At 40.2% G+C, this 17229-nt stretch carries 17 protein-coding genes and 1 pseudogene; 4 read left to right on the top strand and 14 right to left on the bottom strand.

The window, feature by feature from the left end; translation table 11 throughout:
- Positions 1-7: 7 nt before the first annotated feature.
- Together radC and HMPREF2805_RS03185 are read right to left on the bottom strand one after the other, a co-directional pair.
- Complete coding sequence (gene radC, locus HMPREF2805_RS03180) at positions 8-688, bottom strand: RadC family protein (RefSeq protein ID WP_075231366.1); 681 nt, start codon at positions 686-688, stop codon at positions 8-10.
- 63 nt (positions 689-751) lie between these two features.
- Complete coding sequence (locus HMPREF2805_RS03185; RefSeq protein WP_075231398.1) at positions 752-2032, bottom strand: O-acetylhomoserine aminocarboxypropyltransferase/cysteine synthase family protein; 1281 nt, start codon at positions 2030-2032, stop codon at positions 752-754.
- Positions 2033-2250: 218 nt separating this feature from the next.
- Here HMPREF2805_RS03185 and HMPREF2805_RS03190 point away from each other — a divergent pair, with 218 nt between their 5' ends.
- Positions 2251-2946, top strand: a complete 696-nt coding sequence (locus HMPREF2805_RS03190) for a VIT1/CCC1 transporter family protein (protein ID WP_075231367.1) — start codon at positions 2251-2253, stop codon at positions 2944-2946.
- 55 nt (positions 2947-3001) lie between these two features.
- Here HMPREF2805_RS03190 and HMPREF2805_RS03195 read toward each other — a convergent pair whose 3' ends face one another.
- The 3 genes and pseudogenes from HMPREF2805_RS03195 to HMPREF2805_RS03205 all read right to left on the bottom strand — a co-directional run bounded on the left by HMPREF2805_RS03195 (position 3002) and on the right by HMPREF2805_RS03205 (position 5898).
- Positions 3002-3274: a PspC domain-containing protein gene (locus HMPREF2805_RS03195; RefSeq protein WP_075231368.1), complete on the bottom strand. Its 273-nt coding sequence runs from the start codon at positions 3272-3274 to the stop codon at positions 3002-3004.
- Positions 3275-3333: 59 nt separating this feature from the next.
- Positions 3334-3782: pseudogene (locus HMPREF2805_RS03200) on the bottom strand (SprT family protein).
- The gene (locus tag HMPREF2805_RS03205; protein ID WP_075231369.1) at positions 3769-5898 is read right to left on the bottom strand and encodes a Tex family protein; all 2130 of its coding nucleotides are present in this window, start codon (positions 5896-5898) and stop codon (positions 3769-3771) included. Before HMPREF2805_RS03205 ends, HMPREF2805_RS03200 begins: the two are co-directional and overlap by 14 nt.
- Before the next feature lie 163 nt (positions 5899-6061).
- Between HMPREF2805_RS03205 and HMPREF2805_RS11460 the strand changes: the two genes are divergently transcribed.
- From HMPREF2805_RS11460 to HMPREF2805_RS03215, 3 genes are read left to right on the top strand one after another with little or no spacing between them, the layout of a single operon-like run.
- On the top strand, positions 6062-6193 hold the full coding sequence (locus HMPREF2805_RS11460) for an SPJ_0845 family protein (RefSeq protein WP_148131582.1): 132 nt from the start codon (positions 6062-6064) through the stop codon (positions 6191-6193).
- Positions 6194-7099, top strand: a complete 906-nt coding sequence (locus HMPREF2805_RS03210; protein WP_075231370.1) for a permease — start codon at positions 6194-6196, stop codon at positions 7097-7099. It abuts the gene before it with no gap.
- Positions 7096-7911 carry a TIGR03943 family putative permease subunit gene (locus HMPREF2805_RS03215; RefSeq protein ID WP_075231371.1) on the top strand — a complete coding sequence of 272 codons (816 nt, stop codon included), beginning with the start codon at positions 7096-7098 and terminating at the stop codon, positions 7909-7911. The genes HMPREF2805_RS03210 and HMPREF2805_RS03215 overlap by 4 nt, the downstream gene beginning before the upstream one ends.
- A gap of 18 nt (positions 7912-7929) precedes the next feature.
- On the opposite strand, the gene HMPREF2805_RS03220 is transcribed toward HMPREF2805_RS03215, so the two are convergent.
- The 9 genes from HMPREF2805_RS03220 to HMPREF2805_RS03260 form a co-directional block, all read right to left on the bottom strand.
- Positions 7930-8541: a tetratricopeptide repeat protein gene (locus HMPREF2805_RS03220; protein ID WP_075231372.1), complete on the bottom strand. Its 612-nt coding sequence runs from the start codon at positions 8539-8541 to the stop codon at positions 7930-7932.
- Between the two features lie 17 nt (positions 8542-8558).
- Complete coding sequence (locus HMPREF2805_RS03225) at positions 8559-9611, bottom strand: hypothetical protein (RefSeq protein WP_075231373.1); 1053 nt, start codon at positions 9609-9611, stop codon at positions 8559-8561.
- Positions 9612-9619: 8 nt separating this feature from the next.
- On the bottom strand, positions 9620-10396 hold the full coding sequence (locus tag HMPREF2805_RS03230) for a nucleotidyltransferase domain-containing protein (protein WP_075231374.1): 777 nt from the start codon (positions 10394-10396) through the stop codon (positions 9620-9622).
- Between the two features lie 110 nt (positions 10397-10506).
- Positions 10507-11382, bottom strand: coding sequence for an N-carbamoylputrescine amidase (aguB, locus tag HMPREF2805_RS03235; protein WP_075231375.1), 876 nt, complete (start codon positions 11380-11382; stop codon positions 10507-10509).
- Between the two features lie 9 nt (positions 11383-11391).
- On the bottom strand, positions 11392-12477 hold the full coding sequence (gene aguA / locus HMPREF2805_RS03240; protein WP_075231376.1) for an agmatine deiminase: 1086 nt from the start codon (positions 12475-12477) through the stop codon (positions 11392-11394).
- Positions 12474-13601 (bottom strand): carboxynorspermidine decarboxylase, encoded by a 1128-nt coding sequence (nspC, locus tag HMPREF2805_RS03245; RefSeq protein ID WP_075231377.1) that lies wholly within the window; start codon positions 13599-13601, stop codon positions 12474-12476. Before nspC ends, aguA begins: the two co-directional genes overlap by 4 nt.
- Entirely contained in the window at positions 13601-14860 is a 1260-nt protein-coding gene (locus HMPREF2805_RS03250) for a saccharopine dehydrogenase family protein (protein ID WP_075231378.1), read from the bottom strand. Before HMPREF2805_RS03250 ends, nspC begins: the two co-directional genes overlap by 1 nt.
- Entirely contained in the window at positions 14857-15717 is an 861-nt protein-coding gene (gene speE, locus HMPREF2805_RS03255) for a polyamine aminopropyltransferase (RefSeq protein WP_075231379.1), read from the bottom strand. The genes HMPREF2805_RS03250 and speE overlap by 4 nt, the downstream gene beginning before the upstream one ends.
- A complete protein-coding gene (locus HMPREF2805_RS03260) occupies positions 15718-17172 on the bottom strand; it encodes an aminotransferase class I/II-fold pyridoxal phosphate-dependent enzyme (RefSeq protein ID WP_075231380.1) in 1455 nt (484 codons plus the stop codon).
- Between the last annotated feature and the right edge of the window lie 57 nt (positions 17173-17229).

Below are 17229 nucleotides of genomic sequence, written 5' to 3' on the forward strand. Positions count from 1 at the left end.
AGGTTTTTTACACCAGATCCGTCTTCTCACGGTAACTAAAATAATCGGAGTGTGAGACGATAAGATGATCCAATAAGACCAACCCCATTAATTCACAGGCTTCTTTGACAAGCTTCGTAACATGGTCATCATTTCTACTTGGCATGACAGCACCAGAAGGGTGATTGTGAACCAGTATCACAGATGTTGCCATATGCTTTAAAGCATAGTGGAGAATTTCCCGTGGTTCAGCAATACTTCTAGTAGCTGAGCCGATAAAAATGGTTTGCTGATGAATGATTTGATTTTGAGTATTAAGATAGAGCGCCACCAGGTGCTCTTGTTTTTTATCTCCCAGTTCAGCTTGCATCTTTTTAGCCAACCTTTGACTACTGAGAATACTCTCTGCCTCCATGGTTTCTTGCTTATGAATACGATGGCCCAGTTCAATCATGGCTTGCAACTCAATAGCTTTCACTCTACCAATACCTGATAATCCCTGTAGTTCTTGTAGGGTCATTTTTTTCAAATCAGTTAAGCAACTTAATTGATTCAATACTTTTTGAGCGATTTCAAAAACAGTCGATTGACGAGTTCCTGTTCTGAGTAAAATAGCTAGTAATTCCTGATTGCTCAGAGCTCCCACTCCTTCTGTCACCAGCCGTTCTCTTGGCAAGAGTGAATCTTCTTGAAATGAAATACTATACATAAAAATCCTCCTCACTTTATTATTCGTGAGAAGGATCTTAAACCAGATAAATTTTATATATTTTTAAATATTTTCAAGAGCAAGACGCAAATCTTCAATCAAATCATCAACATTTTCAAGACCAATTGATAGACGAATTTGATTTTTAGTTACCCCTGCTGCTTCTAAATCTGAGTCAGACAACTGGGCATGAGTTGTAGTTGCTGGATGAACGACCAATGATTTTGCATCTGCCACATTGGCTAGGTTTGAAAAGATTTCCAAGTTGTCAATCACCTTACGTGCTTCTGCTTCTCCACCTTTAACATGGAAGGTAAAGATTGAACCAACACCTTTTGGTAAATATTTCTCTGCTAAGGTATGGTAAGGGCTATCAGCTAATTTTGGATAATTAACTTTTTCAACCTTTGGATGGTTCACAAGGAAATCAACGATTTTCTCAGCGTTTTGAACATGGCGTTCTACACGGAGAGAAAGTGTTTCAAGGCCTTGCAAGAGCAAGAATGAGTTAAATGGTGAAAGGGCAGCTCCCATATCGCGAAGCAGTTGAACACGAGCAGCAACGATAAAAGCTGCAGCACCAACATCACGAGTATAGCTGATATTGTGGTAGCTTGGATCTTCTTCGACTAATTGAGGGAATTTCCCTGAAGCAGTCCAGTCAAACTTCCCACTATCAACGATAACACCACCGATTGTTGTACCATGACCACCGATAAACTTAGTAGCCGAGTGGACTGCGATATCTACACCGTGAGAAAAGACATTGATCAGATATGGTGTTGCAAAGGTATTGTCTGCAACCAAAGGAATCTGATGTTTATGAGCAATTTCAGCAATTTTTTCGATATCAGGAATGTTGATGACTGGATTTCCCAAGGTTTCAATCAAAACAAGTTTGGTATTGTCTTTAATCGCTGCTTCTACCTCTTCTAGATTATCGATATCAACAAAAGTTGTGGTGATTCCGTAACGAGGAAGGGTTTCTTTCAATAGGTTAAAAGTACCACCGTAGATAGTTGAAGCTGCAACAACATGGTCACCTGCGTGAGCAAGTCCAAGAATAGTATAAGTAAGAGCTGCCATCCCAGATGCTGTGGCAAGAGCACCAACACCACCTTCAAGAGCTGCAATACGCTCTTCAAAGGATGAAGTTGTTGGGTTAGTAATACGAGTATAGATATTCCCAGCTTTCTGAAGTGCAAAAAGTTCTGCTCCTTCTTGTGTATCTTCAAATACAAAAGATGTTGTTTGGTAAATGGGTACAGCACGAGATTTGGTAGTAGCATCTACAACTTGTCCTGCATGCAATTGTAGGGTTTCAAATTTAAATTCACGAGTCATCATCAGACCTCCAAAGATTTCATTAGGTTCATTGTATCACCTATTTCACTAGGTTACAAATACAACTTTGTTATATCTTGGCATAAGCAATAGCTATGGCTATGCCTGATTGAGAAAAATAGCAATCTTTCATTAAAATTGTAGAACTTTTTTCAGATAGTTTAAAATGCTTGTTTTCACTTCTCCTATACTTTATACTAGATATAAAGGAGAATACTATGTCAGAAAATAAACATGAAATAGATACAAACTTTGCTGGTCGTTTAAATATCCTACGTGCTGGAGTTCTTGGAGCCAATGACGGGATTATTTCCATCGCAGGTGTTGTTATCGGGGTTGCCAGTGCAACCAGCAATATCTGGATTATCTTTCTCTCAGGATTAGCCGCAATTCTTGCTGGTGCCTTCTCAATGGCTGGTGGCGAGTATGTATCCGTATCTACTCAAAAAGACACAGAGGAAGCCGCTGTAGCCCGCGAACAATTACTTTTGGATAAGGATCTCGAAGCTGCAAAAAAATCCCTCTATGCTGCTTATCTTCAAAATGGTGAGTGTGAAACTTCAGCTCAACTTTTAGTCAATAAAGCTTTTCTAAAAAATCCTCTCAAGGCTTTGGTTGAGGAAAAATACGGAATCGAGTACGAAGAATTTACTAATCCTTGGCATGCTGCAACATCTAGCTTCATCGCTTTTGTTCTTGGTAGTTTACCACCAATGCTTTCGGTTACAATCTTTCCAAGTGACTACCGAATCCCTGCTACTGTTGTTATTGTAGCAATTTCTCTATTAGTTACCGGCTACACCAGTGCTAAACTTGGAAAAGCACCAACCAAAACAGCTATGATTCGTAACCTTTGTATTGGTCTTTTAACCATGGGAGTGACCTATCTATTTGGACAATTGTTTAGTATTTAAAAAAGATACCGCGCGGTATCTTTTTTGCTATCAAAATATAAACAGTTAATAAAAATCACCAAAACCAACCTTCGTCATCATTGATAGGCTGGGCATCTTTGATCTTGCGTGGGCCTGTTCCATACATTTCAGCTTCGATATCTTCTTTTGTTGGTAGGATCGAAGCGAGGATAATGTAGATAATAATCCCGAGTCCAAAGTTTGCGATTGTAAAGATTGCAAAAAGGAAACGAACTAGGGTTACATCAAGATTCCACTTATCAGATAGACCTGCAAGAACACCTGATATCATGCGATTTCTTCTCATTTTATAAAATTTTGTATTCATAATTTATTCCTCTTTCGGTTTTCTTAATATTAGTATAGCACTAAGCTAAACTGTCTACATCAGTCCTTAGGCCGATTTAACAAGAGGAGCTTTCCACGACAGAGACCACAACGATAGCGTTTGGTATCGATTTTTCGCTTTCTTTGATAGATTTGGTGACAAGTCTGACAAGTATAGACTAAGCTTGGCTTTTGATTGGCACTTGATAAGGGAGGAACAAAGCGGAGACCATCGACCTCTTTAGAAGTTGCTTAAAGGCTAAATCCTTATGCTGATAGCCCTTGCCTTCAAAGTAAAGATGATAATGGCAGAGCTCATGACGAACAATTTTACGAAAAACCTCTAAACCAAGTTCTTGATATACTTTGGGATTGAAATCCAAATGACCATCCTTAGGAAAAAATCGTCCACCTGTCGACCGTAGACGAGTATTCCATTGAGCTTGGTGTTTGAAAGGTTTTCCAAAGTCTTCTATAGAAACCTGTTTAACGTAATCAGTTAGATTCATTAGGTGCAAGAAGCGACAGATTCACTTTTTCGCGGTCAGCATCGATTTTTTTCACCCAAACGGTTACCAAATCACCGACCGATACTACCTGACTCGGATGCTTGATGAATTTCTTGCTCATGTGAGAGATATGAATCAGGCCATCCTCATGGATACCGATATCAACAAAGGCACCGAAGTCAACGACGTTGCGCACAACTCCTTCAAGCTTTTGCCCAACTTGTAAGTCTTTGATATCCAAGACATCCTGGCGAAGAACTGGAGCGTCAAAAGAATCACGGAAATCACGACCTGGTTTGAGAAGGTCTGCGATAATATCTTTAAGTGTTTCTTGACCGAGGTCTAGCTCTTGAGCCATTTCCTTGATTGAAACAGATTTGAGTTTGGCTTGCGCTTCTTCATTTAGGTCTTTAATGTCCAAACGTTTGAAGAGTTCCTTAACAGCAACATAGTTTTCTGGGTGAACACCAGTATTGTCAAGGATATTGCTACTTTCAGGGATACGGAGGAATCCTGCAGACTGTTCAAACGCTTTAGCACCTAAACGGGGAACTTTCTTGATTTGAGCTCGTGAGGTGATTTTTCCTTCTTCTTCACGATACTTAACAATATTTTCAGAGATTGTTTTGTTAAGCCCAGCTACATGCGAAAGTAAGGCTGGACTAGCTGTATTGACATTGACACCGACTTGGTTAACTACTGTATCAACAACAAAGTCTAGACTTTCAGATAGTTTCTTTTGACTAACATCGTGCTGATATTGACCGACACCGATGGATTTGGGATCAATTTTAACCAACTCAGCAAGTGGGTCTTGCAAGCGACGTGCAATAGAAATAGCAGAACGTTTCTCAACGGTTAAGTCAGGGAACTCTTGACGAGCAAGTTCACTAGCTGAGTAGACAGATGCACCGCTCTCATTGACAATGACATAGCTAATTTCTGGAAAATCCTTGAGCACTTCGGCGACAAAAGCTTCACTCTCACGACTGGCAGTTCCATTTCCGATAGCGATGATTTCAACACCGTATTGGCCAATCAAATCAGCCAAATCACGCTTGGCTTCTTCAATCTGACGAGCTGAAGCTGGTTTGACTGGATAAATGACTTGCGTTGTCAGCATCTTACCAGTCGCATCAACGACCGCAAGTTTGGCACCTGTACGAAAGGCAGGGTCAAATCCAAGAACCACGCGCCCTTTAAGAGGTCCTACCAGAAGAAGATTACGCAGATTGTCAGAAAATAGTTGAATAGCTCCTTCTTCTGCCTTCTCTGTTAACTCTGTACGGATACGACGCTCGATAGCTGGCAGTACCTTCTTCTTAACAGATTGCTGAATAACTTCTTCAATATAGGCATTTTTAACCTTAAAACGAGAAGCAAAGAAGGCTTGGATACGATCAACTGCATGCTCAAAACCAATCTTCAAGATGCCTAACTTCTCACCACGATTAAGGGCAAGAGTACGATATCCCTGCATGTTAGCAACCGTCTCTGAGAAATCGTAATAAATCTGAAAGACTTGCTTTTCATCAAGACTCTCGTCTTTGACTTGGGATGTAATCTTAGAATGTCTAAGGACCTCTTGATAAGTCATTGAACGTAAGTTGACATCCTCAGAGAGAGCTTCGACCAAAATATCAACTGCACCCGCTAAAGCATCTTGTGGAGTCTCAAAACCTTCACAGACAAATGTTTCTGCTTCTTTTTCTAGGTCAGAAACATTCTGTAGGATTAGACGAGCAAGTGGGAAGAGTCCCGCCTCACGCGCAATCGTTGCCTTGGTGCGACGTTTTTCCTTATAGGGAAGATAGAGCTCTTCAACGTCTGCGAGTTTTTCAGCAGCTAAGATGGCTTCTTCTAACTCTTTGGTCAACTTACCTTGCTCTTTGATTTTTGCCAAAACAGCTTCCTTACGGTCATTGAGGTTGGTAAGACTTTTATCAAGGTCGATAATAGCTTTGATAGCTACTTCATCTAAACTACCAGTCATGTCTTTCCGATAACGAGCGATAAAGGGAATGGTTGCTCCTTCTGCTGTCAAAGACAAGACCGTATCAATTTGCTTTAAGGTTACACCCAAATCTTGGGAAATTTTTTCATATTTTTTATCCATGAGACTATTATACCATAAGGAAGAAAGCTTGTTTTCATTAATGTCACAGTTAGCTTGGTATTTGTTGAAGATAAAAATTCATTGGTCTTAACAATTTAAAATTAAACCTTTTGGCTGAAATAATAGTATAATAGAGGAAACAATAAGAATTGAGGTATGCCCAATGGCTGTTAAATTTACAAAAACTGATGACTTAGATAAGATGTTCGAAGAGTTCGCTAAACTACCTGATTTAAAGCAAGTGACATTTCCAGATGACAAAGAAAAGAAAGAAAAGGCAGAAAAGAAAAAATAGATGGATTTCTTTCAAAGCCTACCTTCTAGTATTTTACAAGCTGGTGCTATTTTTCTATCAATCATCATTGAAGCCCTACCCTTCGTTTTGATTGGTAGTATTATCTCTGGTGCTATTGAAGTCTATGTGACTCCTGAAAAAGTATATAGATTTCTCCCTAAAAATCGTTTGGGGAGGATCTTTTTTGGTACATTTATAGGGTTTCTCTTCCCCTCTTGTGAGTGTGGAATTGTTCCGATCATCAACCGTTTCTTGGAGAAGAAGGTTCCAAGCTATACAGCTGTTCCATTTCTAGTAACAGCTCCTATCATCAATCCCATCGTACTTTTTGCAACTTATTCAGCCTTTGGTAATTCATTTAAAATGGTCTTACTCCGCGCTTTAGGTTCGATTCTTGTTGCTACTATATTGGGTATCTTACTTGGATTTTTCTGGGAAGGATCGATTCAAAAGGAAAATAGGCTGGCTTGTCATGAACATGATTTTTCTCACTTGACCAAAGGTCAGAAACTTCTTCAGGTCTTTATCCAAGCTATTGATGAATTCTTTGATATGGGACGTTATTTGGTCTTTGGCTGTCTTTTTGCAAGTATAGTCCAAGTATATGTGCCAACCCGGATCCTGACTTCTATCAGCGCAACACCACTACTTGCTATTGTTCTCTTGATGGTCTTGTCCTTCCTTCTATCACTCTGTAGTGAAGCGGATGCCTTTATTGGCTCTTCGCTGCTCTCTAGTTTCGGATTTGCGCCAGTTCTTGCCTTTCTAGTTATTGGACCAATGCTTGATGTCAAAAACCTACTCATGATGAAGAATTATCTTAAAACTCGCTTTATTTGGCAGTTCATGACCATTGTGACTCTTGTTGTTCTTGTCTATTCTTATCTAGTCGGGGTGATGATATGATACGATTTCTTATTTTGATTAGTTATTTTTTCTTAACCCTTTATCTACACCTATCTGGTAAGCTCAATCAATATCTAAACCTCCACTACTCTTATCTGGCTTATATAACAATGGTGTTGTCTTTCTTGCTAGCCATCGTTCAAGCCTATATTTGCTTCAAGCGTTTGAAAGAACATAGTCACTTACATAGTTTTGCAGCCAAGCTTGCTAGTTTTGTCCTCTTAAGTTTACCTTTGTTAGTTGGATTTGCCTTTCCAACTGTTGCACTAGACTCACAAACTGTATCTGCAAAAGGCTATTATTTCCCTTTGTCGGAAGGAACTGACAAGGCAATCCAAGCAAGTGAAGGAACGAGCAGTCAGTATCTTAAACCAGATACGAGTAGGTTTTATTCACACACAACTTATGTAGACACTGTTCGTAAGAGTGCTGATAAATACTTAGCTCAATCAAGCATTGTCATCAAGGATGAGAATTACTTGGAAGTCATGGAAGTTATCTATGATTTTCCAAATGAATTTGAAGGCAAGGAAATCGAGTTCACAGGCTTTGTCTACAATGATCCGAATCACGCTAATAGTCAATTTATCTTTCGCTTTGGTATTATGCACTGTATCGCTGATTCAGGAGTTTTTGGCCTTTTGACCACTGGAAATACCAATCATTACGAAAATAACACTTGGGTGAGAGTAAAAGGGAAGATTAACAATCACTATCACAAGGAACTCAACCAAATCCTTCCAACCCTTGAAGTTCAATCTTTCATTAAAGTTGACAAACCAGAGAACCCTTATGTTTATAAAGAATTTTAAAAAAGTAGCCTGAGTGGGCTACTTTTTCTTGTTTAGTAAGTCTTTAACTTCTTGAGCTCCAACCTGATCGCCTGCTTTTTCAAAAAGATCGATAGCTTGTAAAAAATTCTCTTGCGATTTTTCAGATTTTTCTACAGAATAAATCTCTCCCAAACCTCTATAAGCGCAGGCCTGAGCAATAAGATCATCTGTTTGTAAAGCTTGCTTTAAGGACTGCTCCATATACATGATCGATTTTACGATTTCCCCAATCTTAAATCGTAAATAACCTTGCTCATAATTATTGACAGAAGATTTGAGTGCATCCTCTGAAAAAGAATCTTCAATAACTTCTCGCTCTTTTTCTATATAGCTAAGAGCCGTTTGATAGTCATTCATTTCACGATAAACCATGGCTAACTGGTGATAGCCGATATGTTCGTTTTCTTTATCCTGACTTGAAATTGCCACATCTAGATAGTTTTGATAAATCAGCAAAGCTTCTTTGTAATCTTTTTCAAAGAGCTTAATATACCCCATTAAATTGAGAAGGCCATAATCCTTGCATGTTTCCAAAGAGAAATTTTCTGAGACTAATTTCTTGGCCTCTTCAATCTTCCCCTCAAACAATAATTCCCAGGCTTGATTCATACTTATAATCCTCCAGCTTATGTTGTATAGAAATCAATTGACAAATCACTATCAGACTCGTATTTTTTCCATGCTAGGCTAAAGCCATAATAGTCTTCAAATTCTGGATGCCAGTCATAATAGAGTGGGATACGGCTAAATTTTCTTGCAACTACTTCATCTTCAAATTCTGGGGACTCTCCTGCAGTAATTCCAAATTGAAGGCCATTCAGTTCCCAGGTGTTTCCCCAAACATTTTCGTCTGATAGAACGTCAATCCAACGAGAGGCGTCAATATCAAAATCTGCACATAATTCAAGTTCTAACAATTTTCTGTAGTTTACCTTGGCAGGCTTTATATAAAAGGCTCCATCAACCTGATACTTTTTATCTTGTACTTGAATTTGTGTGATTTTCATCGGAATTGGAACTCTATTTAACTCCAACCAAAAATAGCCTAGAGGAGTTTTGATTGCATGGTAAATTTGTTTAGACTCTATTTTTACTTTTTTCGAGCAAGCATTTAAAATTCTTCCATGCTCAAGTATATTTTTACAAACTATTTTTGAAGTCTCAGGATCAAAAATAGAATACCTACGGATAACCCTTTTTAACTTTTCAACGGGAAAAGTGATATCCTTTGGTAGGGCATGATACTTCTGGACAACTAAAGCAGTTTTTTCAGTATTTTCCTTCCCGGTTGGAACAATCACACCATGCCCGACATGAATAGTTGGGTCGTCACAGATATAAGTATAACCATTTCCACCTTCTTGAAACTCAACGACAACGATATTTAACTCCTGATCAGGATCGAAAAGTGGTTCAGCTTTTGCACTGGTCTGGCGCTCATAAAAAGTGAAACAATCTTTATTATCCTCTTCACCAAAGACCATAAAACTACCACAATTTGGGCATTTCCACATATAGAAGGAAGCCTCCGAAATGTCTTCATAGGAAATTCTATCATGTTCATCAGTATTGTTAAAAATATCCTCAAGCAACTCATCCGAATAAACCGAATAAGCATTTGGATCAGGAGCTTGGTGGTCATTCATTGCTTGACCACATCTACATGTCCATTTTCCCATATCTAACCTCAGTCACAACTTAATTCTTCAAGGAAAAATTGATTAAGAGCTTCCCAGTCTTTCTTCTCCTCGGTAACACTTTGGATGTAATCATCTAGTTCTTGGATATTTTTGGTGATGTAGTCCTGGATGGGCTTAATGGGCTCAATTTCCATACCTTCAGGTCCATTTATCTTGATATCAAGTAATCTAGACACATGCGCTTTCATTTCATCAGGAAGCAATTCTTTCAATAAATCATCAAACAAAATCGGTGGAACAGAATGATATTTTTCTATCCAACGACAAGCTAAAATGGGACGCAGAGCATAGAAGTACTTTTTAGGTTTGACCTTGTCTCCTGAAAGATACTTATTCATTTGAGTTCTAGCAGTATTCAAGTAATGGTGGAGCATCTTTTTCTCGGAAAAATACTGACTAACAAGCGGACGGATACGGTCAATAAAGCCTTCGTCTTGCTGGTAAACGATTGGCGACTGTAACCACTCAAAGAGGGTTGGATTTGACTTATAAAGCAACTTTAAAGCCTTGTCCAAATCCCAACCACTCACATCCCATGTATCGTCAATTGGTAGTTCGATGACATCTCGATGATCGTTCAAGCTTAGATAAAAATCTTGCTTGTGCTTGTATACGAAACGCACATCAAAATCACTATCCGGAGACTCAAAGCCCCAAGCGCGACTACCAGACTCAATTGCCCACAAAACAGTAACATCATAATCACGCTCAATTTCTGCTAGTTTTTCAGGTACCAGAATATTCATTTCTTCTTGTGTTTGCATGGTGGTTCTCTTTCTTATTAATTTCTTATACCCCATTTTATCAGAATCCTAGGACATTATCAAAAATTATTATAGTATCTACAGAAAAAAAGCCTACGATAGGCTTTCTCTTATCTGACAATATCTTTATACATATCTGGTCTTCTATCTCTAAACAGACCCCAGTTTAAGCGTTCACTTGCTCCCTTGTCGAGGTCATATGTAGTTAACAAGATCGCTTCGCCTTGTCGTTCTGCTTGGGTCAAGATAGCACCTGTTTCATCGGTCATAAAGGATGAACCGTAGAAATTAAGACTTGAACTTTGTCCACCATTTTCCTCGCAAGGAGAGACTTCTTCCAAACCATAACGATTAGCAGCAATAACTGGGACAATATTTGCTGCTGAGTGTCCTTGCATGGTACGTTGCCAATGACCACAACTATCTGTATCCAAAATAGGCTCTGAACCAATGGCTGTTGGATAAAAGAGCAATTCCGCTCCATTTAAGGCAAGGCAACGAGCTGTTTCTGGGAACCACTGGTCCCAACAGATGCCAATACCAATTTTGGCATAGCGTGTATCCCAGACCTTGAAACCGGTGTTTCCAGGAGTAAAGAAGAATTTTTCTTGATAATAATGGTCATCAGGAATGTGAGTCTTCCGATAAACACCAAGCACTTCTCCATCAGCATCTATGACTGCAATAGAATTGTACAAGACATTGCCATCTTTTTCGTAGAAACTGATTGGTAAAACAACCTTTAATTCCTTGGCAATCACTTTGAAATGCTGAATAGCCGTATTTTCTGTCACCGACTGGGCATACTGGTAGTAGTCATATTGACGTTCCTGACAAAAATAGGGACGTTCAAACAACTCAGGCAAGAGAATAATTTGCGCACCTTGCTCAGCAGCTTGACGGACTAAACGTTCAGCTGTTTGGATATTGGTTTCCACATCCTTAGCGCATTGCATCTGAATGGCTGCAACCGTTACATTTCTCATCTTTTTCTCCTATTCTGGAATTTGTTGGGTAATGCAGTGGATATTTCCACCACCTAAAAGAATATCTCTAGCTGGGATTCCTACGACTTCACGGTCTGGGAAACACTGGCTCAGAATATCCAAGGCCACTTGATCGTTTACATCCTGAAATTGTGGCACCAAAACAGATTTATTGGCGATATAAAAATTCACATAGGAAGCAGCTAAACGTTCACCAGCATAGCGTTCTTCTTCACCTTCTTCATATGAATAGCCCGGCAAATCTTCTTCCGTCACTACTTGATGAAGCGCTGGGATTGGGAGTTTATGAATGGTAAAGGAACGCCCCTTTTCATCTGTTTCCGTCTCTAAAAGAGCTAGATCCGCCGCAGACATGGCATACTGAGGATCATCGTGGTCGTCCGTCCAAGCTAAGACAATCTCCGCTGGGCCAACAAAAGCTGCAACATTGTCGACGTGTTCGTTGGTTTCGTCTTGATAAATACCGTAAGGAAGCCAGATGACTTTTTCAGCTCCAAGACTCTCTAGTAAGGTATTTTCAATCTCTTCTTTAGTCATATGAGGATTGCGCCCCGGACTGAGAAGGCAACTTGCTGTGACAAGTATTGTTCCTTGACCGTCACTGTGTATGGCTCCACCTTCTAGTACAAATGGTTTTGCGTCGTAAACAGGTACCTCTAAGACTTCTGCAAAACGACTGGCCACTTGGTCATCTGCTTCATAGTCTTGATAGAGTCCATCCACTGCACCACCCCAGGCATTGAAAGACCAGTCTACCGCTAACTTTCCCCTTTTATCATTAAGGAGAATGGTCGGACCTGTATCTCGCGCCCAGGCATCATTTGTTGGAATATCTAGATAAACGACCTGGTCTCCAAGATAAGATTGGGCTTCAGATAGATAGTCCTCCTCCACCAAAAGATAGACTGTTTCCCCTTGGGCAATGGTTTTGATAATCTGGCTAAAAGCATTTTTAGCTGCCTTTCCTTGAAAAGGCCAAGACCCTGGTCGAGTAGGCCATATCATGAGAGTTCCATGATGGGGTTCATACTCTGCTGGCATACGATAACCTAATTTTTTTGGACTGTCCATCATGATAATCTCTCCTTAAAGTCTTGGTAACCAAAGGCCTTGACTAAACTGCATTCACCCTCTTTATCCATGAGATAGAGACTTGGCAAACCAATTCCGTTAAAGGTATTATTTTTGACAAAGGAGTAGATTGCCATGTCTTCAAAATAGAGGCGATCGCCGATTTCAATCGGTTTTTCAAAGCTATAGTCACCAATGATATCCCCTGTCAGACAAGTATTTGAAGAGAGTCTATAAGTATAAGGTTTTTCTTGCGCTTCAAAACCATCTCTCAATGGTGGACGATAGGGCATTTCAAGGACATCTGGCATATGACAGCTTGCTGAGGCGTCTAGCACCAAGGTTTCAAACCCATTTTCAACGATGTCTAAGACTTCAGTAACTAAATAACCAGCATTAAGAGCTATCGCTTCTCCTGGTTCGATATAGACATCAAGATTATAGGTTTCTTGAATTCGCTTAATCTCAGAAATCAGTAAATCCACATCGTAGTCATCTCTTGTAATGTGATGTCCACCGCCCATATTGAGCCATTTAACGTGATGCAAGTACTGTCCAAACTGCTCTTCTACAGCTTTCAAGGTTGTCGCTAAATCATCAGCCACTTGCTCACAAAGAGTATGAAAATGAAGCCCGTCCACCAAGTCTAGCAAATCACTAGGTATCTTATCTGAAGTCACTCCGAAACGAGAGCCAGGTGCACAAGGGTCATAGAGCGCGTGATCTCCTTGTGTTGAACATTGAGGATTGAGGCGTAGACCTACACTGATCCCAGCTTCACGACAAGGTTGACCATATTTTCGTAATTGTCTCTCTGAGTTAAAGACAATATGATCAGATATTTGAAGCAACTCTTTCATGTCAGCTTCCTTGAAAGCAGGCGCAAATACATGGACTTCCCCCGGAAATTCTTCCCTAGCCAGCTTCGCTTCATAGAGTCCACTAGCCGTCGTACCTGACAGATACTGGCTAATCAAAGGATAGGTTTTATAGAGAGAATAAGCCTTTTGAGCTAGCAACACCTTACAGCCTGCCTTTTCTTGAACCTCTTGTAGAATGCGGCAATTCTCTTCTAATTTTCCTAAGTCAATGATATAAGAAGGTGTTGGTACTTGTTCTAACTTCATTAGTCCACCATTTGTGGATTTTCAACCACAACCCATGGCAAACTATATTTGTTCAAAGCTTCCATGAATGGATCTGGATCCAACTCTTCAAGATTATAAACTCCTGGTTGTTTCCAAGTACCATCCATCACTAATTTTGTTCCAATCATGGCAGGAACACCTGTTGTGTAAGAAATTGCCTGTGAACCAACTTCTGCGTAGCACTCCTGATGGTCGCAAACATTGTAAATATAGATGGTCTTTTCGACACCATCTTTGACACCTGTAAAGATACAACCGATATTGGTTTTCCCAACTGTGCGTGGACCAAGGCTTGCAGGATCTGGAAGCAAGGCTTTCAAGAATTGGATCGGTACGATTTCTTGTCCGTTAAAGTTAATGGCATCTGTACGAAGGAGCCCAACGTTTTCCAAGCATTTCATATGCGTTAGATAAGATTGACCAAAAGTCATAAAGAAACGGATACGTTTAACTCCTGGGATGTTTTTTGCCAATGATTCAATTTCTTCATGGTGAAGAAGATACATGTCTTTTTGACCAACTTGAGGGAAATCATACTCACGTTTGATAGACATAGCTTCGACTTCTACCCATTTTCCATTTTCCCAGTATGAACCTGGTGCAGAAACCTCACGTAGATTGATTTCTGGGTTAAAGTTTGTCGCAAATGGATAACCGTGGTCACCACCATTACAGTCTAAAATGTCGATATAGTGGATTTCATCAAAATAGTGTTTAAGGGCGTATGCTGAAAAGACGCTGGTTACCCCTGGGTCAAAACCAGAACCAAGAAGAGCTGTCAATCCTGCTTCTTTGAATTTTTCTTGATAAGCCCATTGCCATGAGTAGTCAAAATAAGCCGTAAATCCAAGCTCTTTGCAGCGTTTCTCATAAATAGCACGCCATTCAGGATCTTCTGTATCTTCAGCCTCATAGTTGGCAGTGTCGATATAGTGGGCACCTGTCGCCAAACAAGCGTCCATAATAGTCAAGTCTTGATAAGGAAGTGCTACATTCAAAACGGCTTCTGGCTTGTAGCTTTCAATTAAGGCAATTACTTCTTCTACCTTATCAGCATCAAGAGCAGCTGTTTCAATTATAGTACTTGTCTTGCCCTCTAATTTAGCTTTCAAGTCATCACATTTTGACTTGGTACGGCTAGCAATCATAATCTCTGTAAAGGTTTCGCTATCTTGGCAAATCTTTGAAATAGCAACTTGGGCAACGCCCCCACATCCGATAACTAATAAACGACTCATTTTTTTCTTTCCTCTTCTTCTAAAATGTCTTCTACATACTTAGGCAACATAAAGGCACCCACATGTAAGTTTGCAGTATAGTATTCTGTGAATAGCTGGCGCTTTTTCCAGCCTTCCTTGTCAAAATCTTTGACAGGGTGATATTTTTTCGATGCAAATCCAAATAACCAATAGCCAGCAGGACTGGTAGGGATATGTGCCTGATAAACTCGACTGATTGGAAAGGCTTGATTAACCTTACGGTGCATGCTTCGACAAGCTGACTCATCTTCGTCAAAGAAGGGACTACCATGCTGATAAATCATGATTCCATCCTCTTTCAAGGCTCTGTAACTATTGCCGTAAAATTCCTTGGTAAAGAGCCCTTCCGTATGGCCAAAGGGATCTGTCGCATCATTGATAATGATATCGTAATCATCTTCGCAGTTCCGTAAAAAGCGAAGCCCATTTTGGTAGTAGATGGTAACACGAGGATCATCTAGACCAGCAGCAAATTCTGGGAAGTATTCTTGACAAACCTCAACCAGCATCTCATCTGGTTCTACAATATCAATTTGTTCCAATTCTGGATAGAGAGTTAATACTTGGGCAACACCACCGTCACCACCCCCAATAACCAAGACTTTCTTTGGATTGGGATGGACAGCCATAGGAACGTGAACTGTCATTTCGTTGTAGACAAAGTCATCTGCATCTGAGAACAAGACGTGCCCATTTAAAATCAGTATTTTCCCAAAAGCTGGTGTATCTAATACTTCTATATCCTGCCATTCACTTTTTCCAGCGTAGAGTTGTTTGGCAGTTCTCAAGGACAATTTCACATCTGGAGTATGAACTTCAGAAAACCATAAATCCATCTAGTTCTCCTTTCTTTCAATGACGTTGATATGATTGACATCTGGATCTTCTGTTCCTTGGAGGGAACAACCACGTTCTTTGGCGAATTTTATATAATCAACAATCTCTCGTGTAATCCGTTCACCTGGCGCCAGGATTGGAATTCCTGGAGGATAGCACATGACAAATTCGCCACAGACTTGACCAATGGACTCGTCCAAGGTTAAACTTCTTCTATCTGCATAGAAGGCTTCCTGAGGAGACAGCACCAACTCAGGTTGGATGTATTCTCCAGCAATCAAGTCCTTCCCATCTCGCGAGTATAGTCTCTTGATATCAGCCAAAGCACCTACCAAGCGTTCAATGTCTTGGATACGGTCACCAATCGAAATGTAGGCTAAGATATTGCCGATATCACCAAACTCAATCTGAATGTCATATTCATCCCGTAAGAGATCATAAACTTCAATACCTGTTAGCCCAATTCCCTGAGTGTAAACTGACAGCTTGGTCACATCAAAATCACAGACCGACACACCGTCTACTAGCTCTTTTGAGTAGGCATAGTAGCCACCGATGGCATTGATTTCACGACGAGCATACTCAGATAGCTCAATGACCTTCTCAAATGACTCTTTACCACGAAGGGCCAGATTGCGGCGTGAAATATCCAAACTAGACATTAACAAATAGGAAGCTGAGGTTGATTGAGTAAGGTTGATGATCTGACGAACGTACTCAGGATTCATCTGATCGCCAACTAAAAGAAGCGAACTTTGAGTCAAGCTACCACCAGACTTATGCATGGATACAGCTGACATATCTGCTCCTGCGTCCATAGCAGATAGAGGAAGTTTATCTGTAAAGTGGAGATGAGCACCGTGGGCCTCGTCTACTAAGACTTTCATTCCTGCAGCATGGGCCATCTCTGTTAGCCCCTTAAGATCTGAACAAATACCATAATAGGTTGGATTGTTAATTAGGATAGCCTTAGCATCTGGATGGTCCTTAATAGCTTGCGCCACACGATCATTTTCAAGCCCCAAAGCAATACCGATTTTAGGATCCACACTCATCTCGATATAGATGGGGATAGCACCACACAAAACAAGGGCGTTGATAGCTGATTTATGTACGTTACGCGGAAGAATAATCTTATCTCCAGCTTTACAAGTGGAGAGAATCATGGTTTGAACAGATGAAGTTGTCCCCCCAATCATTAGGAAGGCATGAGCAGCTCCAAAAGCTTCCGCTGCTAGTTCCTCTGCTTCTCTGATAATCGAAATGGGATGCCCTAGATTATCCAAAGGCTTCATAGAATTGACATCAATTCCTACACATTTCTCACCCAGAAGTTCAACCAACTCTGGATTCCCACGGCCACGTTTGTGACCAGGTACATCAAAAGGTACAATTCTTTTCTTTCGTAACTTGACCAGTCCCTCATAAATAGGAGCTTGGTTTTGATTTAACATTATAGAGACATACTCCTTTACCATAGTTTTACACCTTAACAATGCAAGGTGCTAAAG

Source organism: Streptococcus sp. HMSC034E03, assembly GCF_001811505.1.
In the GTDB taxonomy this organism is placed as follows: domain Bacteria; phylum Bacillota; class Bacilli; order Lactobacillales; family Streptococcaceae; genus Streptococcus.